Below are 15,888 nucleotides of genomic sequence, written 5' to 3'. Positions count from 1 at the left end.
GCCCCCGCGCGAGAACCGGAGGGAACCACGCATGGCACGGATGCCGTCGGCCGAGCGGCGCCGGCAGTTGACCGAGGCGGCGATCCGGGCGATGACCCGCGACGGCGTCGCCAGGACGACCACGCGGTCGATCGCCGCCGAGGCGGGCGTGTCGCTGAGCGTCTTCCACTACTGCTTCGACTCCAAGCAGGCGCTGCTGGAGTCGGTCATCACGACGATCGCCGACCACTCGGTGTCGCTGGCCAAGGAGGCGATCCGGCCGCGGGCCACCCTGCGGGAGACGATCCGGGCCGGGTTCCAGGCCTACTGGGACCACGTGGTGGCCCACCCCGGCGAGCACATGCTCACGTACGAGCTCACCCAGTACGCGCTGCGCCAGCCAGGGTTCGAGCAGCTGGCGCGACGCCAGTACGAGCTGTACTCCACGACCTACGGCGAGCTCATCGAGCAGCTCCGGCGCAGCGTGCGCTTCGAGCTCCGGGTCCCCGTCCCCGTGCTGGCCCGCTACCTGGCGGCGATGACGGACGGGCTGACCCTGAACTTCCTCGTCCTCGGCGACGACACGGCCGCGGCGGCCGTCCTCGACATGGTCACCGACCACGTCGCCGGCCTCATCCTCGACGACACGCCCGTCGCACTGGCCTAGGCCCTGTCGGGGCGGCTCAGTCGAGCGGCGGGTGCGCCTCCGGGTGGGCGTTCCACCACCGGCGGTGGAAGGGGTTGTTGTCGATGTTGGCGAGGTACGCCCCGGCGGCCGCCCGGTAGAGGAGTTCCGCCTGGGGCGCTGAGACCGCCGAGCGGTTCCAGGCGAGGCGGATGCGGCCCGTGATCGGGGTGCCGAGCAGCGGGCGCATCACGGTGCCCTCCACGCCGGGCGCGGTGGGCTGGGTGAGGGAAATCGCGCGGCCCGCCGCGACCAGGTCGTGGCGCATCTTGCGGTCGGTGATCCGGTAGCGCAGCGAGGGGACGAAGCCGGCCTTCGCGCAGGCCTCGACGAGGGCCTCGGGGCCGCCGTCGTCGTCCTCGACCAGCGTCATCCACTGCTCGCCGGCCAGGTCGGCCAGATCGAGGACCTCCCGGCCGGCGAGGGGGTGGCCGGTGGACATCCGGATGCAGAACGGCTCCTTGGGCACCAGGGTCCGGGCCACGGCTCCCCGGGGCACCGCGACCTCGTGGTCGTTGACCTCCCCGTAGACGACGACGTCGTAGCGGCCCGCGCCGAGCATCCGTACCAGCGAGGTCACCGAGTGCTCCACGTCGACGGTGATCTCCCGCCCGGACAGGGTCAGGTCGGTCCGCGCGAGCAGGGCATCGATCAGCACGAGCAGGATGCAGCCGAGCCGCAGCGGAGCGGCCTCGGTCGCCATGGCGCGGGTCTCGGCGCCGAGGGCGTCCATCTCGCTCAGCACCCGGCGTGCCTTGGCGAGGACGAACTGACCCAGCGGGGTGGGCTCCACGCCGTGTCGGCCGCGGACGAACAGCTCGCCTCCCGTGACCCGTTCGATCCGGCGCAGCTGGGCGGAGAGCGCGGGCTGGGAGACCCCCAGGCGCCGTGCCGCGCCGCCCAGACTGCCGACTTCCGCTATCTGGCAGACGGCTTGCAGATGCCTCAACTCCAGCTGCATCCGGGCAGCTTACGCAGCGTGACCCCAACGCACCATAACGCGGACCTTATGTGCTCAGGGATGTCCCAATCTCGCCATGTCCACGCTCATACTCGGCGGCGAACAGCCGGACCACATCCCCTTCACGAACCCCCCACACGATCGGAGTGGACTCTTGCAGCCCACCAGATGGATGGCCTCCGTGGCGGCGCTGGCGCTGACCGCGGGCCTCACCGGAGCGCTGGCCGGTACCGCGTCGGCCGCGCAGCCGGCCCGGGAGCGGTCACAGCCCGCCCCCACGTCAGCCGAGCGCGCGGTAGCCGCCGCGGACGCCGCGGTCCGCAGCGGCCTCGACACGCTGGTCAACTCACCTCAGCAACGGTACGAGCGGCGCCTGGTCACCCCCTGGGTGCAGGACCTCTACTCCGTCGCCTACGAGCGCAGCTACCGCGGCCTGCCCGTCGTCGGCGGCGACGCGGTCGTGCTCGCCGACGGCGCGGGCAAGGTCCGCGCCCTCCAGTCGGCCTCGGCCAAGGCGATCGACGTGGCGACCACGCCGACCGTGACCGCGAAGACGGCGGAAGCCACCTCGCGGGGCGAGCTGGCGAAGGTCGACAAGGTCCTCGACAGCCGCCTCGTCGTCCGGCTCAAGGACGACCGGCAGATCCTGGCCTGGGAGACCGTGCTGTCCGGCCGGACGAAGACGGCGCCCAGCAAGCTGCACGTCTTCGTGGACGCCCGGACCGGCAAGGTCGTCGACCGCCACGACGAGGTCGTCGCGGGCAGCGGCAACAGCAAGTGGAACGGCCCGAACCCGCTGACCCTCGACACCACCGCCTCGGGCGGCACGTACTCGCTGCGCGACCCGAACCGGCCGGGCCTGAGCTGCGCCGACTACAGCACCGGCAGCGTCTTCTCGAAGTCGTCCGACTCCTGGGGCACCGGCAACGCCACCTCCAAGGAGACCGGCTGCACGGACCTGATGTTCGCGGCGCAGAAGCAGTGGGACATGCTGAGCCAGTGGCTCGGCCGCAACGGCGTCAACGGCAACGGCCGCAGCTTCCCCGGCAAGGTCGGCCTGAACGACCTGAACGCCTACTGGGACGGCAGCTCGGTCACCATCGGCCACAACAGCGCCAACGAGTGGATCGCCGGCATCGACGTGGTGGGCCACGAGTACGGGCACGCCATCGACTCCAACACCCCCGGCGGCACCAGCGGCCAGGAGTCCGGGCTGGGCGAGGGCACCGGCGACATCTTCGGCGCGCTCACCGAGGCGTACGCCAACGAGCCCGCCCCGTACGACGTCCCGGACTACACCGTCGGCGAGATGATCAACCTCCAGGGCCGTGGGCCGATCCGGAACATGTACAACCCGCCGGCCGTCAACAACGACCCGGCCTGCTACAGCTCCGCGATACCCGGCACCGAGGTGCACGCGGCCGCCGGACCCCTGAACCACTGGTTCTACCTGCTGGCCGAGGGCACCAACCCGGGCGGCGGCAAGCCCGGCAGCTCCACCTGCAACTCCAGCACGCTGACCGGCGTGGGCGTCCAGAACGCCGGCAAGATCTTCTACGGAGGCATGCTGCTCAAGACGAGCGGCATGTCGTACAAGAAGTACCGGACGGCGACCCTCAGTTCCGCCAAGTCGCTCGACCCCGCCACCTGCAACCTGTTCAACAAGACCAAGGCCGCCTGGGACGCCATCAGCGTGCCCGCCCAGTCCGCCGACCCGACCTGCACGCCGAGCGGCCAGAACGACGACTTCTCGCTCGCGCTGAACCCGGCCTCGGGCACCGTCCAGCAGGGCGGCTCCGTGACCACCACCGTGGCGACCAGCACCACCACCGGATCCGCGCAGCAGGTGACGCTCACTGCCACCGGCCTGCCGGCCGGGGTGAGCGCCTCCTTCAGCCCGGCCACCGTCCAGTCCGGGCAGTCCTCGACGCTGACGCTGTCCGCGAGCTCCAGCGCGGCGCCCGGGGCGTCGACCGTCACGGTCAAGGGCCAGGGCCCGAGCCTCGCGCACACCGTCGACTACGCGCTCAGCGTCGGCGGCACCACCACGCCCACCGACCCGCCGGACATCAGCGTCGACAACGTGCGGGCGCACCTGACCCAGTTCAACACGATCGCCTCCCAGAACGGCGGCAACCGCCGGGCGGGCAGCGCCGGTTACACGCAGTCGCTGGCGTACGTGAAGGGCAAGCTGCAGGCCGCCGGATACACGGTGACCGAGCAGAACTGCACCTCCTGCACCTACCCGTCGAACAACCTGATCGCCGACTGGCCCGGCGGCCCGGCCGACCAGGTCGTCATGTTCGGCGCCCACCTCGACGGCGTCTCGGCCGGCCCCGGCATCAACGACAACGGCTCGGGGTCCGCGACCCTGCTGGAGAACGCGCTGGTCCTGGCCCAGAAGAACCCCACCATGACCAAGCACGTGCGCTTCGCCTGGTGGACCGACGAGGAGCAGGGCCTCAACGGCTCGGAGTTCTACGTGGGCCGGCTCGGCAGCGCCGAGAAGGCCGCCATCAAGGGCTACTACAACTTCGACATGGTCGGCTCGCCCAACGGCGGCTACTTCATCAACAACGTCAACTCCGCCACCGCCGCGCCCCTGAAGGCGTACTGGACCTCGCTGAACCTCGCCCCCGAGGAGAACACCGAGGGCCAGGGCCGCAGTGACGACTACTCCTTCCAGCAGGCCGGCATCCCCACCTCCGGCTACGCGGCGGGCGCCAGCGCCCGCAAGACCTCGGCTCAGGCCACGAAGTGGGGCGGCACCGCGAACTCGGCGTACGACGCCTGCTACCACAGCTCCTGCGACACCGCGAGCAACATCAACGCGACCGTCCTCGACCGCAGTGCCGACGGCGTCGCCTACGCGGTCTGGAAGCAGGCCGTCGGCGGTGACACCCCCGCGCAGGACTTCTCGATCAGCACCTCCCCGGCAGCCGGCTCCGCGAACCCGGGCGGCAGCGTCACCTCCACGGTGAACACCACCACCGTGAGCGGCGCCGCCCAGACCGTCGCCCTGTCGGTCTCCGGCGCGCCCGCCGGCGTCACCGCGACGCTCAGCCCGTCCTCCGTCCAGTCCGGCAGCTCCTCGACGCTCACCGTCCAGGTCGGCGCGGGCGCCGCGCAGGGCACGTACACCCTGACCGTCACCGGCAGCGGCACCACCAGCCACGCCACCACCTACACCCTGACCGTCGGGGGCGGCGGCGGCACCTGCACCCCGCGCCAGCTCGTCGTCAACGGCGGCTTCGAGAACGGCAGCGGCCCCTGGACCGCCACGTCCGGGGTCATCACCAACCAGTCCGGCCAGGCCCCGCACGCCGGCTCGTACATGGCGTGGCTGAACGGCTGGGGCTCCTCCCGTACGGACAGCGCCTCGCAGTCGCTGACCATTCCGTCCGGGTGCACCTCGCACCAGCTGGCCTTCTACCTGCACATCGACACCGACGAGTACGAGGACGTGGTCTACGACCGGTTCACCGTCTCCGTCGGCGGCCAGACCCTGGCGACCCTGTCCAACGTGGACGCGGGCTCCGGGTACGCGCTGAAGACCTACGACGTCTCCCGGTTCGCCGGCCAGACCGTCACCCTCCAGTTCAAGGGCGTGGAGGACCAGTCCCTCCAGACCTCCTTCGTGGTGGACGACGTCACCCTCCAGGTGAGCTGACACCCGCCCGCACCACCACCGGGCGGCATGCCCCCGGCCCCCGGCCAGGGGCGTGCCGCCCGGCTCGCGCGGCTAGGCCCAGTCGGCTCCGGCCCGGCCCAGGAGGGTGCTGAGGACCTCGTACAGGACCGGCTCCGGATCGGCCTCGCCCTTCGGGGAGCGCCAGGCGACGAACCCGTCGGGTCGGACCAGGATCGCGCCCTCCGGGGTCACGCCGTGGACCTCGGCCCAGTCGCCCCCGTCGTCCTCGGGGAGCAGACCGGCGTCCGGCCCGGTGCCGACCTCGTACGCCTCCAGGCGCATGTTCAGGCGCTGGCCGACGCGCCTCGCCGCCCGGCCCCAGCGGGTGCCCTCGGCGCTGAGCAGGACGAACGAGCGCTCGTACAGGTCGAGGGTGGAGATCCGCTCGCCGGCCCGGCGCAGCCACATGTGCGGTGCCCGGGAGCCCGGATCGCCCGCCAGCCGCATCTGCTCGGGCACGATCGGCTGCTCGGCGTCGCCGCCCACGACGGCGCCCGCGTTGTAGCGGTACCCCATGGCGACGGAGAGGACCCCGCCCTGCCGTCCGCCACCCCCGCCGGGGGCCGGGGCGTACCCGGGGTGGCTGTGCTCCGCCGAGCGGGCCGAGGCGCGCTCGCTCGTCGCCCGGGCCACCGGCAGGCGCTCGGCCTCGTACGTCAGGAGCAGCCGGGGGTGCGCGGCGCCCTCCAGTACGGCGGCCAGCTTCCAGGCGAGGTTGTGCGCGTCCTGGATGCCGGTGTTGGAGCCGAACGCCCCGGTCGGGGACATCTCGTGCGCGGAGTCGCCGACGAGGAACACCCGGCCGGACGCGTAGTGCCGTGCCACCCGTTCGGCGGCGTGCCACTGGGCCTTCCCGGTGATCTCCACGTCCAGGTCGGGGGCGCCGATCGCGCGCCGGATGTGGTCCGCGCAGCGCTCGTCGGTGAAGTCCTCCAGGGTCTCGCCCTGGTCGGGGTGCCAGGGCGCGTGGAAGACCCACTTCTCCTCGTTGTCCACGGGGAGCAGCGCCCCGTCGGCGCCGGGCTTGGTCAGGTAGCAGACGATGAAGCGCCGGTCGCCGACGACCTGTGCGAGCCCGCGGGAGCGGAAGGTGATGCTGACGTTGTGGAACAGGTCTCCGGGGCCGCTCTGGCCGATGCGCAGCTGTTCGCGGACGGGGCTGCGCGGCCCGTCGGCCGCGACGAGGTAGTCCGCCCGGACCGTGCTGTGCTCGCCCGTCTCGCGGTTCTTCACGAGCGCGGTCACCCCGGTGTCGTCCTGTTCGAACGACAGGAGTTCCATGGAGAACCGCAGGTCGGCGCCGAGGGTCGGGGTCACCGACATCAGGACCGGCTCGATGTCGTTCTGGCTGCACAGGCACCACGTCGACGGGCTGAAGCGCGCGATCGCGCCGCCCGCGTCGATCTCCTTGAACAGCCACTCCTGGTCGTCGCCGGTCAGCGAGCCGCCCTGGAGGATCCCGTGGTTGTCCGCCAGGACCGAGGCGGCCGCCCGGATCGCCTCCTCGACGCCGGCGACGCGGAACACCTCCATCGTCCTTACGTTGATGCCGCGCCCGCGTGGGTGCTTCGACGTGCCCGAGTGCTTTTCGACCAGCATGTGCCTGATGCCGTGACGGCCCAGGAACAGCGAGGTGCACAGGCCCACGAGTGAGCCGCCCACGATGAGGACCGGCACGCGGTGGTCGACGTGTTCTTCCATCAGTTGCTCCAGCTCCTGCCGCCCGAGGGGGAATGCTCTTTTCATGCCCTTTTCCGGGACATTCCCCCCGCCCCTTCACCCGCATGGTTCTCCCGTCTCGCGCCGGTGGCCGTACCGGACGACGATCGGTTTCGGTAGTGCCACCCGTGACCGGGTGCTGACAGACCGCATCCGCAGGTGGTCACCCACGCGGATTCCACGAGCGACCGGCGACATGCCACCGGCTGTGGCGACCGGGTCTCGAAGGAGTGTGAAAGATGACAACCGTGTCGGAACGGATATCGCAGTCCGCCTTCGACGGCTCGAGACTTCGGGTCGTGCTGCTGCTGGACCTGTACGACGGAGCCCAGAAGCAGTTCCTGGAGGTCTACGAGCATCTGCGCAACCAGGTGTCGTCCGTCCCCGGACACATCAGCGACGAGCTGTGCCAGTCGATCGAGAACCCCTCGCAGTGGCTCATCACCAGCGAATGGGAGAGCGCCTCCCCCTTCCTGGCCTGGGTGGGCAGCGAAGAGCACGTGAAGACGGTGCGGCCGTTGCACGGCTGCGTACGGGACACCCGGTCGCTGCGCTTCAGCGTGCTGCAGGAGACGGCCGGCCAGGGCGGAAAGGCCCTCGCCGGCGTTCCGGACACGATCGGCGGCGGTCTGCGGGCGACGCCCCGGCACGGGGACGGCGTGGTGCGCCACGCCCTCACCTTCACCGTCAAGCCGGGCAGCGAGGCCGCCGTCGCGGAGCTGCTGGCCGGGTACACCTCCCCCCGCGCCCGGGTCGACGACAACACCCTGTTGCGGCGCAGCTCGGTCTTCATGCACGGAAACCGCGTGGTCCGGGCGATGGAGGTGGAGGGGGACCTGACGGCGGCGCTGCGCCATGTGGCGCAACAGCCCGAGGTCAGGGCCCTCGAAGAGGCCATCAACCCGTACCTGGAGCAGGACCGGGACCTCGGCGACCCGGATTCGGCGCGGGTGTTCTTCACCCGGGCGGCCCTGCCGGTGGTGCACCGGGTGGCGGCGGGCGGCGACGAGCCGGCGGACGTCCGGCGGCACGCGCTGTTCTACCCCGCCAAGAAGGGCTGCGGAACCGCGCTCGCCAAGCTGCTCGCGGGCCAGGACGAGGCGGCCGCCGACGATCCGACGAATCCCATCGCGGGCAGCACCGTCTTCCAGCGCGACGACATCGTCGTCCGTCTCCTCGACGTGCGCGGCCCGATCGACGCCCGGCCCGCCCTGGCGCTCGGCATCGAGGGCGGCAAGAAGGCGGCCGTGCTGGCGCGGCTCCTGGACGAGGCCAAGGACGGTGTCCTGGCCTCCGACGAGGAGGTGGCGCGCTGCCTCGAACGTTGCAGCATGCGGCTGATCACCGACCGGCGGACGTCGGAGGCCTCCTGACCCATCCGCCCGGCCGCACGCCCCGGCCGGCCCTACGGACGATCGCCCCGAGCCCGGCAGGACGCCGGACTCGGGGCGATGTCGTGGTGGCGGACGCCGCTCAGACGGACAGCGGCACCGTGCACTCGAAGGCGTGCAGGTACGGGTTGACCGGCCGGATCTCACCGAGCACCAGACCGGCGGCGGTCATCCGGTTGACCAGGCTTTCCTTGGTGTGCTTGGCGCCGCCCACGTTGAGCAGCAGCATCAGGTCCATGGCGGTGGTGAACTTCATCGACGGGGTGTCGTCGACGAGGTTCTCGATGACCACGACCCTGGCTCCGGGGCGGGCCGCCTCGATGACGTTGCGCAGGGTCCTGCGGGTGCTGTCGTCGTCCCACTCCAGGATGTTCTTGATGATGTAGAGGTCGGCCTCGACCGGGATGTCCTCGCGGCAGTCCCCGGCGACGATGCTGGCGCGCGCCGCCAGGGCGCCGCCCTCGCGCAGCCGCGGATCCGCCCGCTCCACCACGCCGGGCAGGTCGAGCAGGGTTCCCCGTACCTCGGGGTGCTTCTCCAGCAGACTGGCCAGGACGTGGCCCTGGCCGCCGCCGATGTCCGCCACCACCGAGATCCCGGTGAGGTCGAGGAGTTCCGCGACGTCGAGCGCCGACTGGGCGCTGGAGGTGGTCATCGCCCGGTTGAAGACGTGGGCCGACTCGTGCGCGTCCTCGTGCAGGTAGTCGAAGAACCCCTTGCCGTACAGCTCGTGGAAGATGGTGCCGCCGGAGCGCACCGCGTCGTCGAGGCGCGGCCAGGCCTGCCAGGTCCAGGGCTCGGTGCACCACAGGGTGATGTAGCGCAGGCTGTGCGGGTCGTCCTCGCGCAGCAGCCGGGACATCTCGGTGTGCGCGAACTTCCCGTCCTCGGTCTCGACGAAGATCCCGTAGCAGGTCAGCGCGCGGAGCAGGCGCCGCAGGGGCTGTGTCTCGCACTCCAGGGCCTCCGCCAGTTCCGCCGCGGTGGCGGGCGACTGGCCGAGCGCGTCGGCGACGCCGAGGCGGGCGGCCGCCCGGACCGCGGCGGCGCAGGCCGCTCCGAAGACGAGTTCGCGCAGGCGCATCGCCGGCTGCGGGGCGGGGGCGCTCTCCGTGGTGAGGGGGATGACGGTGGGTTCGATGGTGGGGGTGGCGATGGTGGTGGGGGTGGTACTTACCGTGGTCATACGGCCTCGATTCTCCTGAGGATGACGGGGGGCACCGGTCAGCACATTCCGGCGGGCTCGGAGAGCGCGCAGCTGTTGCGGGTGAACGTGTTGCCGGTTCCGGTGCCCCGGTTGGCCAGGTCCACCGACTTGTTGCCCGTCACCACGTTGTCCTTGATGACGTTGTCGGTGTTCGCCGCGCCCACGAAGCTCTGGAACAGCACGATCCCGCCCGACAGCGGCGAGGATCCGACGTTGTCGGTGATGGAGTTCCCGCGCACGACCGTCTTCTCGGCTCCGGTGAGGACGATGCCGCTGCCCTGGATGGCCGGGAGGCGGGTGGTGGCGGGGCAGAACTTGTTGTTCGCGCGGACCTGGTTGTCCCGGACGGTCATGGCCCCGGCGCGGGGGGTGCCCTCGTCCCCTACGACGAACACGCCGCCGCAGTTGCCGGTGAGGGTGTTGCCGCTGACGGTGAGGTTGCGGACGCGGCGGACCGTGATGCCGATCCGGTTGCCGGTCGCGGTGTTGTCGCGGATCACGGAGCGGAGGGTGTCGGTGGCCCCGCCCTCGTGTTCGACGGTGTTGGCGATGAAGAGGCCGGACTCCCCGTTGTCGCGCGCGGTGTTGTCGCGGAACACGGCACGGGTGGACATCTGCTGGGCGATGCCCCAGACCTTGTTGTTCTCGGCGGTCACGTGCTCGACCCGCATCCGGTCGGTGCTGCTGGCCCAGATGCCGGACTTGGCGAAGCCGGACACGCTGAGCCCCTTGAGGGTGACCCGCTCGACGCTCTTCTCCGCGGACCCTATGACGCAGATTCCGTTGCCCGCCGCGGCGCAGGCGTTGCCGGCGGCCGGCGCGGTCGCGGGCGGCGTGATCACGGTGCGGCCCTGGCCGTACCCGCGCAGGGTCAGCCGCTTCGTGATGAGCACGCTCTCCTGGTAGGTGCCCGGGAGTACGAGGACGGTGTCTCCCGGGCTCGCGGCGTCCACCGCTGCCTGGATCGATTGGCCCGCACTCACCCTGTGGATGGCCGATCCGGCGGAGGGCGCGGCGGCGCCGATTCCGGTGGCCATCACGACCGAGATGGATGCGAGGCACTTGAGCTGCCGATTCGTCATGAACCCGAAGTTATGGGCGATCTTCGCGATTCGCCACACAAGGTAAGCGGATGGATACATCCGGCGCGCAAATGGCTTCATTCCGCGGCGAGAGGGTGAGGCGCGCGACTGCTGACGGTGCGTCCGCCGCCGCGCGGGGACGGGTGCGGCCGGTGCGGCGGTGGGCGGGAGCAGGACGCGCGGTGTATTCAGGAGTCATGGACCACCGGCCGCCGCCCCCACCGTTCAGCCGGCCACCGGAACCGCGCCTTGCGCTGCTGTCGGTTCCCTTCGCGCTGATCGCGATCGTCACGGTGGTCGACGTCCTGGCGCCGCCCGACGTGCACCTCGGACCGTTCCTGGTCGCCGCCCCGGCTGTGACGGCCTCGTTCGCGGGGCCCTGGATGACGGCGTTCGTCGGCGCGGTGGCGGTCCTCGCACAGTCGGTGGTAGCGATCTGGCGGACCACCCTGACCGACCTGAACCACACCTTCCAGATCATCGCGCTGATTCTGATCTCGGCCTTCGTGACGTTCTTCGCGCACCTGCGCGAGGTCCACGAGGAGCAGCTCACCCAGCTCCGTTCGGTGGCCGAGGCCGCCCAGCAGGTGGTGCTGCGACCGCTGCCCGCCCGGATGGGGCCGCTGCGGGTGGCCGCCGTGTACCTGGCGGCCGAGGCCGAGGCGCAGATCGGCGGCGACCTCTACGCCGCCGCGCGGACCCCGGACAGCACCCGGCTGATCATCGGGGACGTGCGCGGCAAGGGGCTGGAGGCGGTCGGGGAGGCGGCCATCGTGCTCGGCGCGTTCCGGGCCGCCGCGCACCAGGAGGACGACCTGCCCGGGCTGGTCGCCTACCTGGAGGCGGCCGTCGCCGCCGACCCGGACGGCGGGGAGGGCCGGGAGGGCCTGGAGGGCGACGGGGAAGACCTCGCGCCGCCGGGCGAGGGCTTCACCACGGCGGCCGTCATCGACATCCCCGACCGGGGCGCGTCCTTGCAGCTCGTCAGCTGCGGGCACCCGCCGCCGCTGCTGCTGCGCGGCGGGCGGGTCATCCCTCTGGAGGTGGACCATCCGGCGCCGCCGCTCGGTCTCACGCAGTTCGTGGAGACCGGTTTCGGCGCGCAGAGCTTCGCCTTCGAGCCGGGTGACATGGTCCTGCTCTACACCGACGGGGTCATCGAGGCCCGCGACAAGGCCGGGACCTTCTACCCGCTGCCCGAGCGGGCCGCCGACTGGCCCGACGACGGACCGGACGCGCTGCTGCGCCACCTGTGCGCGGACCTGCTCGGCCACGCGACGGGCGGCCGGCTGGGGGACGACGCGGCGATGGTGGCGATCGAGCGGGTCGGCGGCGGCCGGTAGTACCATCCCTCGAACTCGGTCCGGACACACGGCAGTTGATCCGGGCGGTGGAGGAGGGGTGGGGCATCCATGAGCACCGACGTACACACGGTCGAGGTACCGCTGGACGGCGCCGGGGACGGCGTCCTGCGGGTGCAGATCCGCGAGGTGGACGAATCGCTGGCGCGGGTCGGACGCGGCGGGCGTTCCGTGACCCGGGCGTCCCGGACGTTCGGCGAGATGGTGGACAGCGTGCGTCCGGTGGCGGACGGGTTCGTCGGACGCCTCAGCGGGCTGGTCCACCCGCCGGACGAGATCACGCTGGAGTTCGGGCTGTCCCTGTCGGCCGAGGCCGACATCGTCATCGCGAGCACCGCCACCCAGGCCAACTTCTCCGTGACCCTGACCTGGAACTCCGTCCCGGCCGCCGCGCCCGCCCAGGACGGCGCCGAAGTGTGACGGAAGTCTGACGCAACCCCGCCGGGGCTGGTCCCCGGGCGCCGGGGGTGGTCGAATCGGCGGGTGAGTACAGAACAGCACGCGGATCCCGACGGACGGGGCACGCCGGTCGGGCGCCGTCTGGTCCTGGGCATGGTCGGGCTCGGTGCGGCCGGCCTGGCCGGGGCTCCCCACCTGCAGCGGGGGCTCGAATCCGTCCTCGGGGCCACCGCCGACAAGGACCCCACGGGGCTGACCGGGCTGCTGCCCAACGGCGGCGGGTTCCGCTACTACTCGGTCGCCTCGTCCGTCCCCGAGCGGAGGCCGCAGGACTACCGGCTCACCGTCGACGGGCTGGTCGAGCGGCCGGCCACGTACACCCTCGACGCGCTGCGGCGGCTCCCGCAGACCCGGGTGGTCCGCGACGTCCAGTGCGTCACCGGCTGGCGGGTGCCCGGCACGCCCTTCGAGGGGGTGTCGCTGACCCGGCTGCTGGACGCCGCGGGGGTGCGGCCCGAGGCGAAGGCGATCCGTTTCAGCTGCTTCGACGGCGTGTACACGGAGAGCCTCACGCTCCCCCAGGCCAAGCGGGACGACGTCATGGTGGCGCTGCGGATGCGCGACGAGCCGCTCGGCCACTCGCACGGCGGCCCGGTGCGGCTGTACGTCGCCCCGATGTACTTCTACAAGTCGGCTAAGTGGCTCTCCGGGATCACCCTGACCGACGACGTCGAACCCGGCTACTGGGAGCGCCTCGGCTATGACGTCGACGCCTGGGTCGGCAAGTCGAACGGACGCGACGATGCCCCTACCGTCTGACCAGCCGCGGCGCGTGCGCCGCTTCAGCCGCGCCGAGCGCTGGGTGCACCGCGGCACCGCCGCTCTGATGGGGCTGTGCGTCGCCACCGCGGCCTGCCTGTACCTGCCGCCGCTCGCGGAGCTGGTGGGCCGCCGGCACCTGGTGGTCGTCGTGCACGAATGGTCCGGGCTGCTGCTGCTCGCGCCGTTCCTGCTGGGCCTGGCCTCGCGGGCGTTCCGCGCCGATCTGGGGCGGCTCAACCGGTTCGGGCCGCACGACCGGGTCTGGCTTCGGGCCGCGCTGCGGCGCGGGGGCGACGGCGGGCGCCTCGCCGGGAAGTTCAACGCCGGTCAGAAGGTGTACGCGGGCTGGCTCGGCGGTGCGGTCCTCGTCATGGCGGGCACCGGGCTGCTGATGTGGTTCACCGGGCTCGCCCCGCTCGTGTGGCGGACCGGCGCCACCTTCGTCCACGACTGGCTGGCCCTGACCCTCGGCATCGTGCTCGCCGGCCACATCGCCAAGGCCCTGGCCGATCCGGAGGCCCGGCGCGGCATGCGCACGGGTTCCGTCGAGCGGGAGTGGGCCGAGCGCGAGCACCCGCTGTGGCGGCACGGCCGCTGAACGGGTGCCCGCGCGGTCGGTCAGCCCCCGTCGCGGACGGCGATGATGCCGTTGAAGACGCCGACGTAGGCGGTGCCGTCGGGTCCCAGGGTGATCGGGGCCCAGTTGTTGTCGTACAGCGGGCCCGTGCCGGTCAGCGTGCGCCAGCGGCGCTCGCCGGTGCGGAAGTCCACCGCCGTGAGGTACCAGGCGTCGATGCCCCAGGCGTTGGGCTCCTTCTCGTAGAAGTAGAGCAGCCCGTTCGCGGTGGAGAGCTTCGGCACGGTGGAGGGTGAGCGGATCCCGCTCTGCCACACCGTGTCGCAGCCGCTGCCGTCGGCGCGGACGTCGATGCGGGTGACACCGCCGACGACCGATTTGCCCAGGAGCAGCGTGGTGGGGTTCTCGTAGCCGTAGTTGTTCTCGACGACGATGCTGTTGCCCCAGGTGATCAGGGAGTTGTCGGTGGTCGAGGCGCCGGTGCCGAACACCGGGACCTTGCAGACGAGCCGCTGACCTGCGGGGACGTCCACGCCCCGCTTGTAGACCAGGACGTTCATCCGGTCGTCGGCGTTGTCGGTGATGGCGACGTAGCCGTTGCCGAAGAGGTCCGGGGTGGTGCCCGAACCCTGGTTCACGGAGCCGGGTTTGGTTCCGGTGCCGCGGTCATACGTCTGGCGCCACTGTGCCTCGGGGGTGCCGTCGGCGGTGGCGCGGAAGCCGTAGAGCGCGTGGTCGGTGACGATGGAGACCCCGTCCTCGGCGACCGAGAAGGAGTTCTGGATCTCCTCGCCGGCGAGCAGGACGGAGCGGATCTGCGAGGTCCGCGGGTCCACGGTGCCGACGCGGCCCTGCCGGGTGACCCACCAGATGCGGCCGTCCCAGTCGGGCATCACGGAGGTGACGGGGTCGCAGCTGCCGCTGGGCCACAGGTTCGTCCAGCTGACGCAGTCGTGCGGGACGTGACCGGTGAGGTCCCAGTCGTCGTCGACGGTGAACGCCCAGCTGCCGTCGGGCCGCTGCGCGTGGGAGAGGCGGAGCACGTGCTGGCGGGAGTCGGCCAGTACCGCGCGGTCCTGGTTGTCCAGGTAGAAGTAGGCCCCGCCGGAGGTGTCCTTGAAGATCTTCGCGAAGTCGAGCGAGGTGATCGCCTCGACCGTCGAAGAGCGCTGCGGGAGCTGGTGTTCCGCGAGCGTGGCGAGCGTACGGGGGTCGAGGAGCTTGACCTTGAAGCCGGAGAACGTGCCGCACACCGTGACCAGGCGGCCGCCCGAGTCGAAGGTGGCGGTGGCGCATTCGCCGCCGAGCGCGGCGATCTTCTCGCTGGTGACCTGCGGGTTCCTGCCGAGCGGGCCGGACCAGGGCGAGGTGGCGCTGCCGGCCGCGTCCGAGTGCATGCCGCTGCGGCCATTGGGCGCGAGGTACGGGTGCTGCGGCGGCTGTTCGCCGGGGAGCGGGACGGCGGTGGCGGGACTGCCGTCGTAGTGGCTGACCAGGCGGTGGCCGGGGGCCTTGGGTATCTCCTCGGCCTGGGCCGGACCGATCCCGTACATCGCCGTGAAGGCGACGAGGGCCGGGACCACAGCACAGTTCAGCGCTCTTCGGAACATCGGGCTTCCTCCCATCCTCTTCGGTGTTGTTGACACTGCGTCTGACATCGCGCCGCCGCCAGACGCTAAGTCGCGCTGCCCGAGGAGTCCATGGAGGAGCCGGATGATTCACGAAGGCGCAACAGTCGATCAAGAATCGAGGCCGCTCCGCCAGGGGGTGCCGCTACGGAGGCCACCACGGGCCGCCGTTACGGGCCGCCGCTACGGCCTGAGGCTGGAGACCACGCTCGCGGTGGCCGCGAGGCCGTCGTGGATGGTCGCGGCCATGCTGCTGCTCGCGAGGTAGAAGCCGAGCAGGACGCAGACCAGGGCGTGTGAGAACTTCAGGCCGCCGCCGCGCAGGAAGATCCACGCGAGGACGAGGAGCAGGACGACCACGGAGAGGGAAATCACCATCGAAACCT

At 71.5% G+C, this 15,888-nt stretch carries 13 protein-coding genes; 7 read left to right on the top strand and 6 right to left on the bottom strand.

Features of this window, described 5'->3' with window-relative positions:
• The first annotated feature begins 31 nt into the window (after positions 1 to 31).
• Positions 32 to 646 (top strand): TetR/AcrR family transcriptional regulator, encoded by a 615-nt coding sequence (locus OG982_RS26165; protein WP_266782569.1) that lies wholly within the window; start codon positions 32 to 34, stop codon positions 644 to 646.
• Between the two features lie 16 nt (positions 647 to 662).
• On the opposite strand, the gene OG982_RS26160 is transcribed toward OG982_RS26165, so the two are convergent.
• Entirely contained in the window at positions 663 to 1,625 is a 963-nt protein-coding gene (locus OG982_RS26160) for a LysR family transcriptional regulator (protein ID WP_266782571.1), read from the bottom strand.
• Positions 1,626 to 1,797: 172 nt separating this feature from the next.
• Here OG982_RS26160 and OG982_RS26155 point away from each other — a divergent pair, with 172 nt between their 5' ends.
• Positions 1,798 to 5,295, top strand: a complete 3,498-nt coding sequence (locus OG982_RS26155) for a M28 family peptidase (protein WP_266791687.1) — start codon at positions 1,798 to 1,800, stop codon at positions 5,293 to 5,295.
• Positions 5,296 to 5,367: 72 nt separating this feature from the next.
• Here OG982_RS26155 and OG982_RS26150 read toward each other — a convergent pair whose 3' ends face one another.
• A complete protein-coding gene (locus tag OG982_RS26150; RefSeq protein ID WP_266791689.1) occupies positions 5,368 to 7,017 on the bottom strand; it encodes an FAD-dependent monooxygenase in 1,650 nt (549 codons plus the stop codon).
• Positions 7,018 to 7,274: 257 nt separating this feature from the next.
• On the opposite strand from OG982_RS26150, the gene OG982_RS26145 reads away from it, so the two are divergent.
• Entirely contained in the window at positions 7,275 to 8,408 is a 1,134-nt protein-coding gene (locus OG982_RS26145; RefSeq protein WP_266782573.1) for a SchA/CurD-like domain-containing protein, read from the top strand.
• A 100-nt stretch (positions 8,409 to 8,508) separates the two neighbouring features.
• Here OG982_RS26145 and OG982_RS26140 read toward each other — a convergent pair whose 3' ends face one another.
• Together OG982_RS26140 and OG982_RS26135 are read right to left on the bottom strand one after the other, a co-directional pair.
• On the bottom strand, positions 8,509 to 9,612 hold the full coding sequence (locus tag OG982_RS26140) for a methyltransferase (RefSeq protein WP_266782575.1): 1,104 nt from the start codon (positions 9,610 to 9,612) through the stop codon (positions 8,509 to 8,511).
• Between the two features lie 38 nt (positions 9,613 to 9,650).
• Entirely contained in the window at positions 9,651 to 10,715 is a 1,065-nt protein-coding gene (locus OG982_RS26135; protein ID WP_266782577.1) for a nitrous oxide reductase family maturation protein NosD, read from the bottom strand.
• A 197-nt stretch (positions 10,716 to 10,912) separates the two neighbouring features.
• Here OG982_RS26135 and OG982_RS26130 point away from each other — a divergent pair, with 197 nt between their 5' ends.
• The 4 genes from OG982_RS26130 (at position 10,913) to OG982_RS26115 (ending at position 13,895) form a co-directional block, all read left to right on the top strand.
• Positions 10,913 to 12,058 carry a PP2C family protein-serine/threonine phosphatase gene (locus OG982_RS26130; protein WP_266782579.1) on the top strand — a complete coding sequence of 382 codons (1,146 nt, stop codon included), beginning with the start codon at positions 10,913 to 10,915 and terminating at the stop codon, positions 12,056 to 12,058.
• A 69-nt stretch (positions 12,059 to 12,127) separates the two neighbouring features.
• Entirely contained in the window at positions 12,128 to 12,496 is a 369-nt protein-coding gene (locus OG982_RS26125; RefSeq protein WP_266782581.1) for a CU044_2847 family protein, read from the top strand.
• A 132-nt stretch (positions 12,497 to 12,628) separates the two neighbouring features.
• Positions 12,629 to 13,294 carry a molybdopterin-dependent oxidoreductase gene (locus tag OG982_RS26120; protein ID WP_266791691.1) on the top strand — a complete coding sequence of 222 codons (666 nt, stop codon included), beginning with the start codon at positions 12,629 to 12,631 and terminating at the stop codon, positions 13,292 to 13,294.
• Positions 13,278 to 13,895 (top strand): cytochrome b/b6 domain-containing protein, encoded by a 618-nt coding sequence (locus OG982_RS26115; RefSeq protein WP_266782583.1) that lies wholly within the window; start codon positions 13,278 to 13,280, stop codon positions 13,893 to 13,895. Before OG982_RS26120 ends, OG982_RS26115 begins: the two co-directional genes overlap by 17 nt.
• Positions 13,896 to 13,915: 20 nt before the next feature.
• Here the strand turns inward: OG982_RS26115 and OG982_RS26110 are convergent, their stop codons facing one another.
• Both OG982_RS26110 and OG982_RS26105 read right to left on the bottom strand, forming a co-directional pair.
• Positions 13,916 to 15,427: a hypothetical protein gene (locus tag OG982_RS26110; protein ID WP_266949974.1), complete on the bottom strand. Its 1,512-nt coding sequence runs from the start codon at positions 15,425 to 15,427 to the stop codon at positions 13,916 to 13,918.
• 258 nt (positions 15,428 to 15,685) lie between these two features.
• Positions 15,686 to 15,880 carry a hypothetical protein gene (locus OG982_RS26105; RefSeq protein ID WP_266782585.1) on the bottom strand — a complete coding sequence of 65 codons (195 nt, stop codon included), beginning with the start codon at positions 15,878 to 15,880 and terminating at the stop codon, positions 15,686 to 15,688.
• Between the last annotated feature and the right edge of the window lie 8 nt (positions 15,881 to 15,888).

It is taken from the genome of Streptomyces sp. NBC_01551 (assembly GCF_026339935.1).
Classification (GTDB): Bacteria; Actinomycetota; Actinomycetes; order Streptomycetales; family Streptomycetaceae; genus Streptomyces.
Note: the sequence above shows the minus strand (reverse complement) of the source record. Positions and strands in the feature narration are given on the sequence as shown.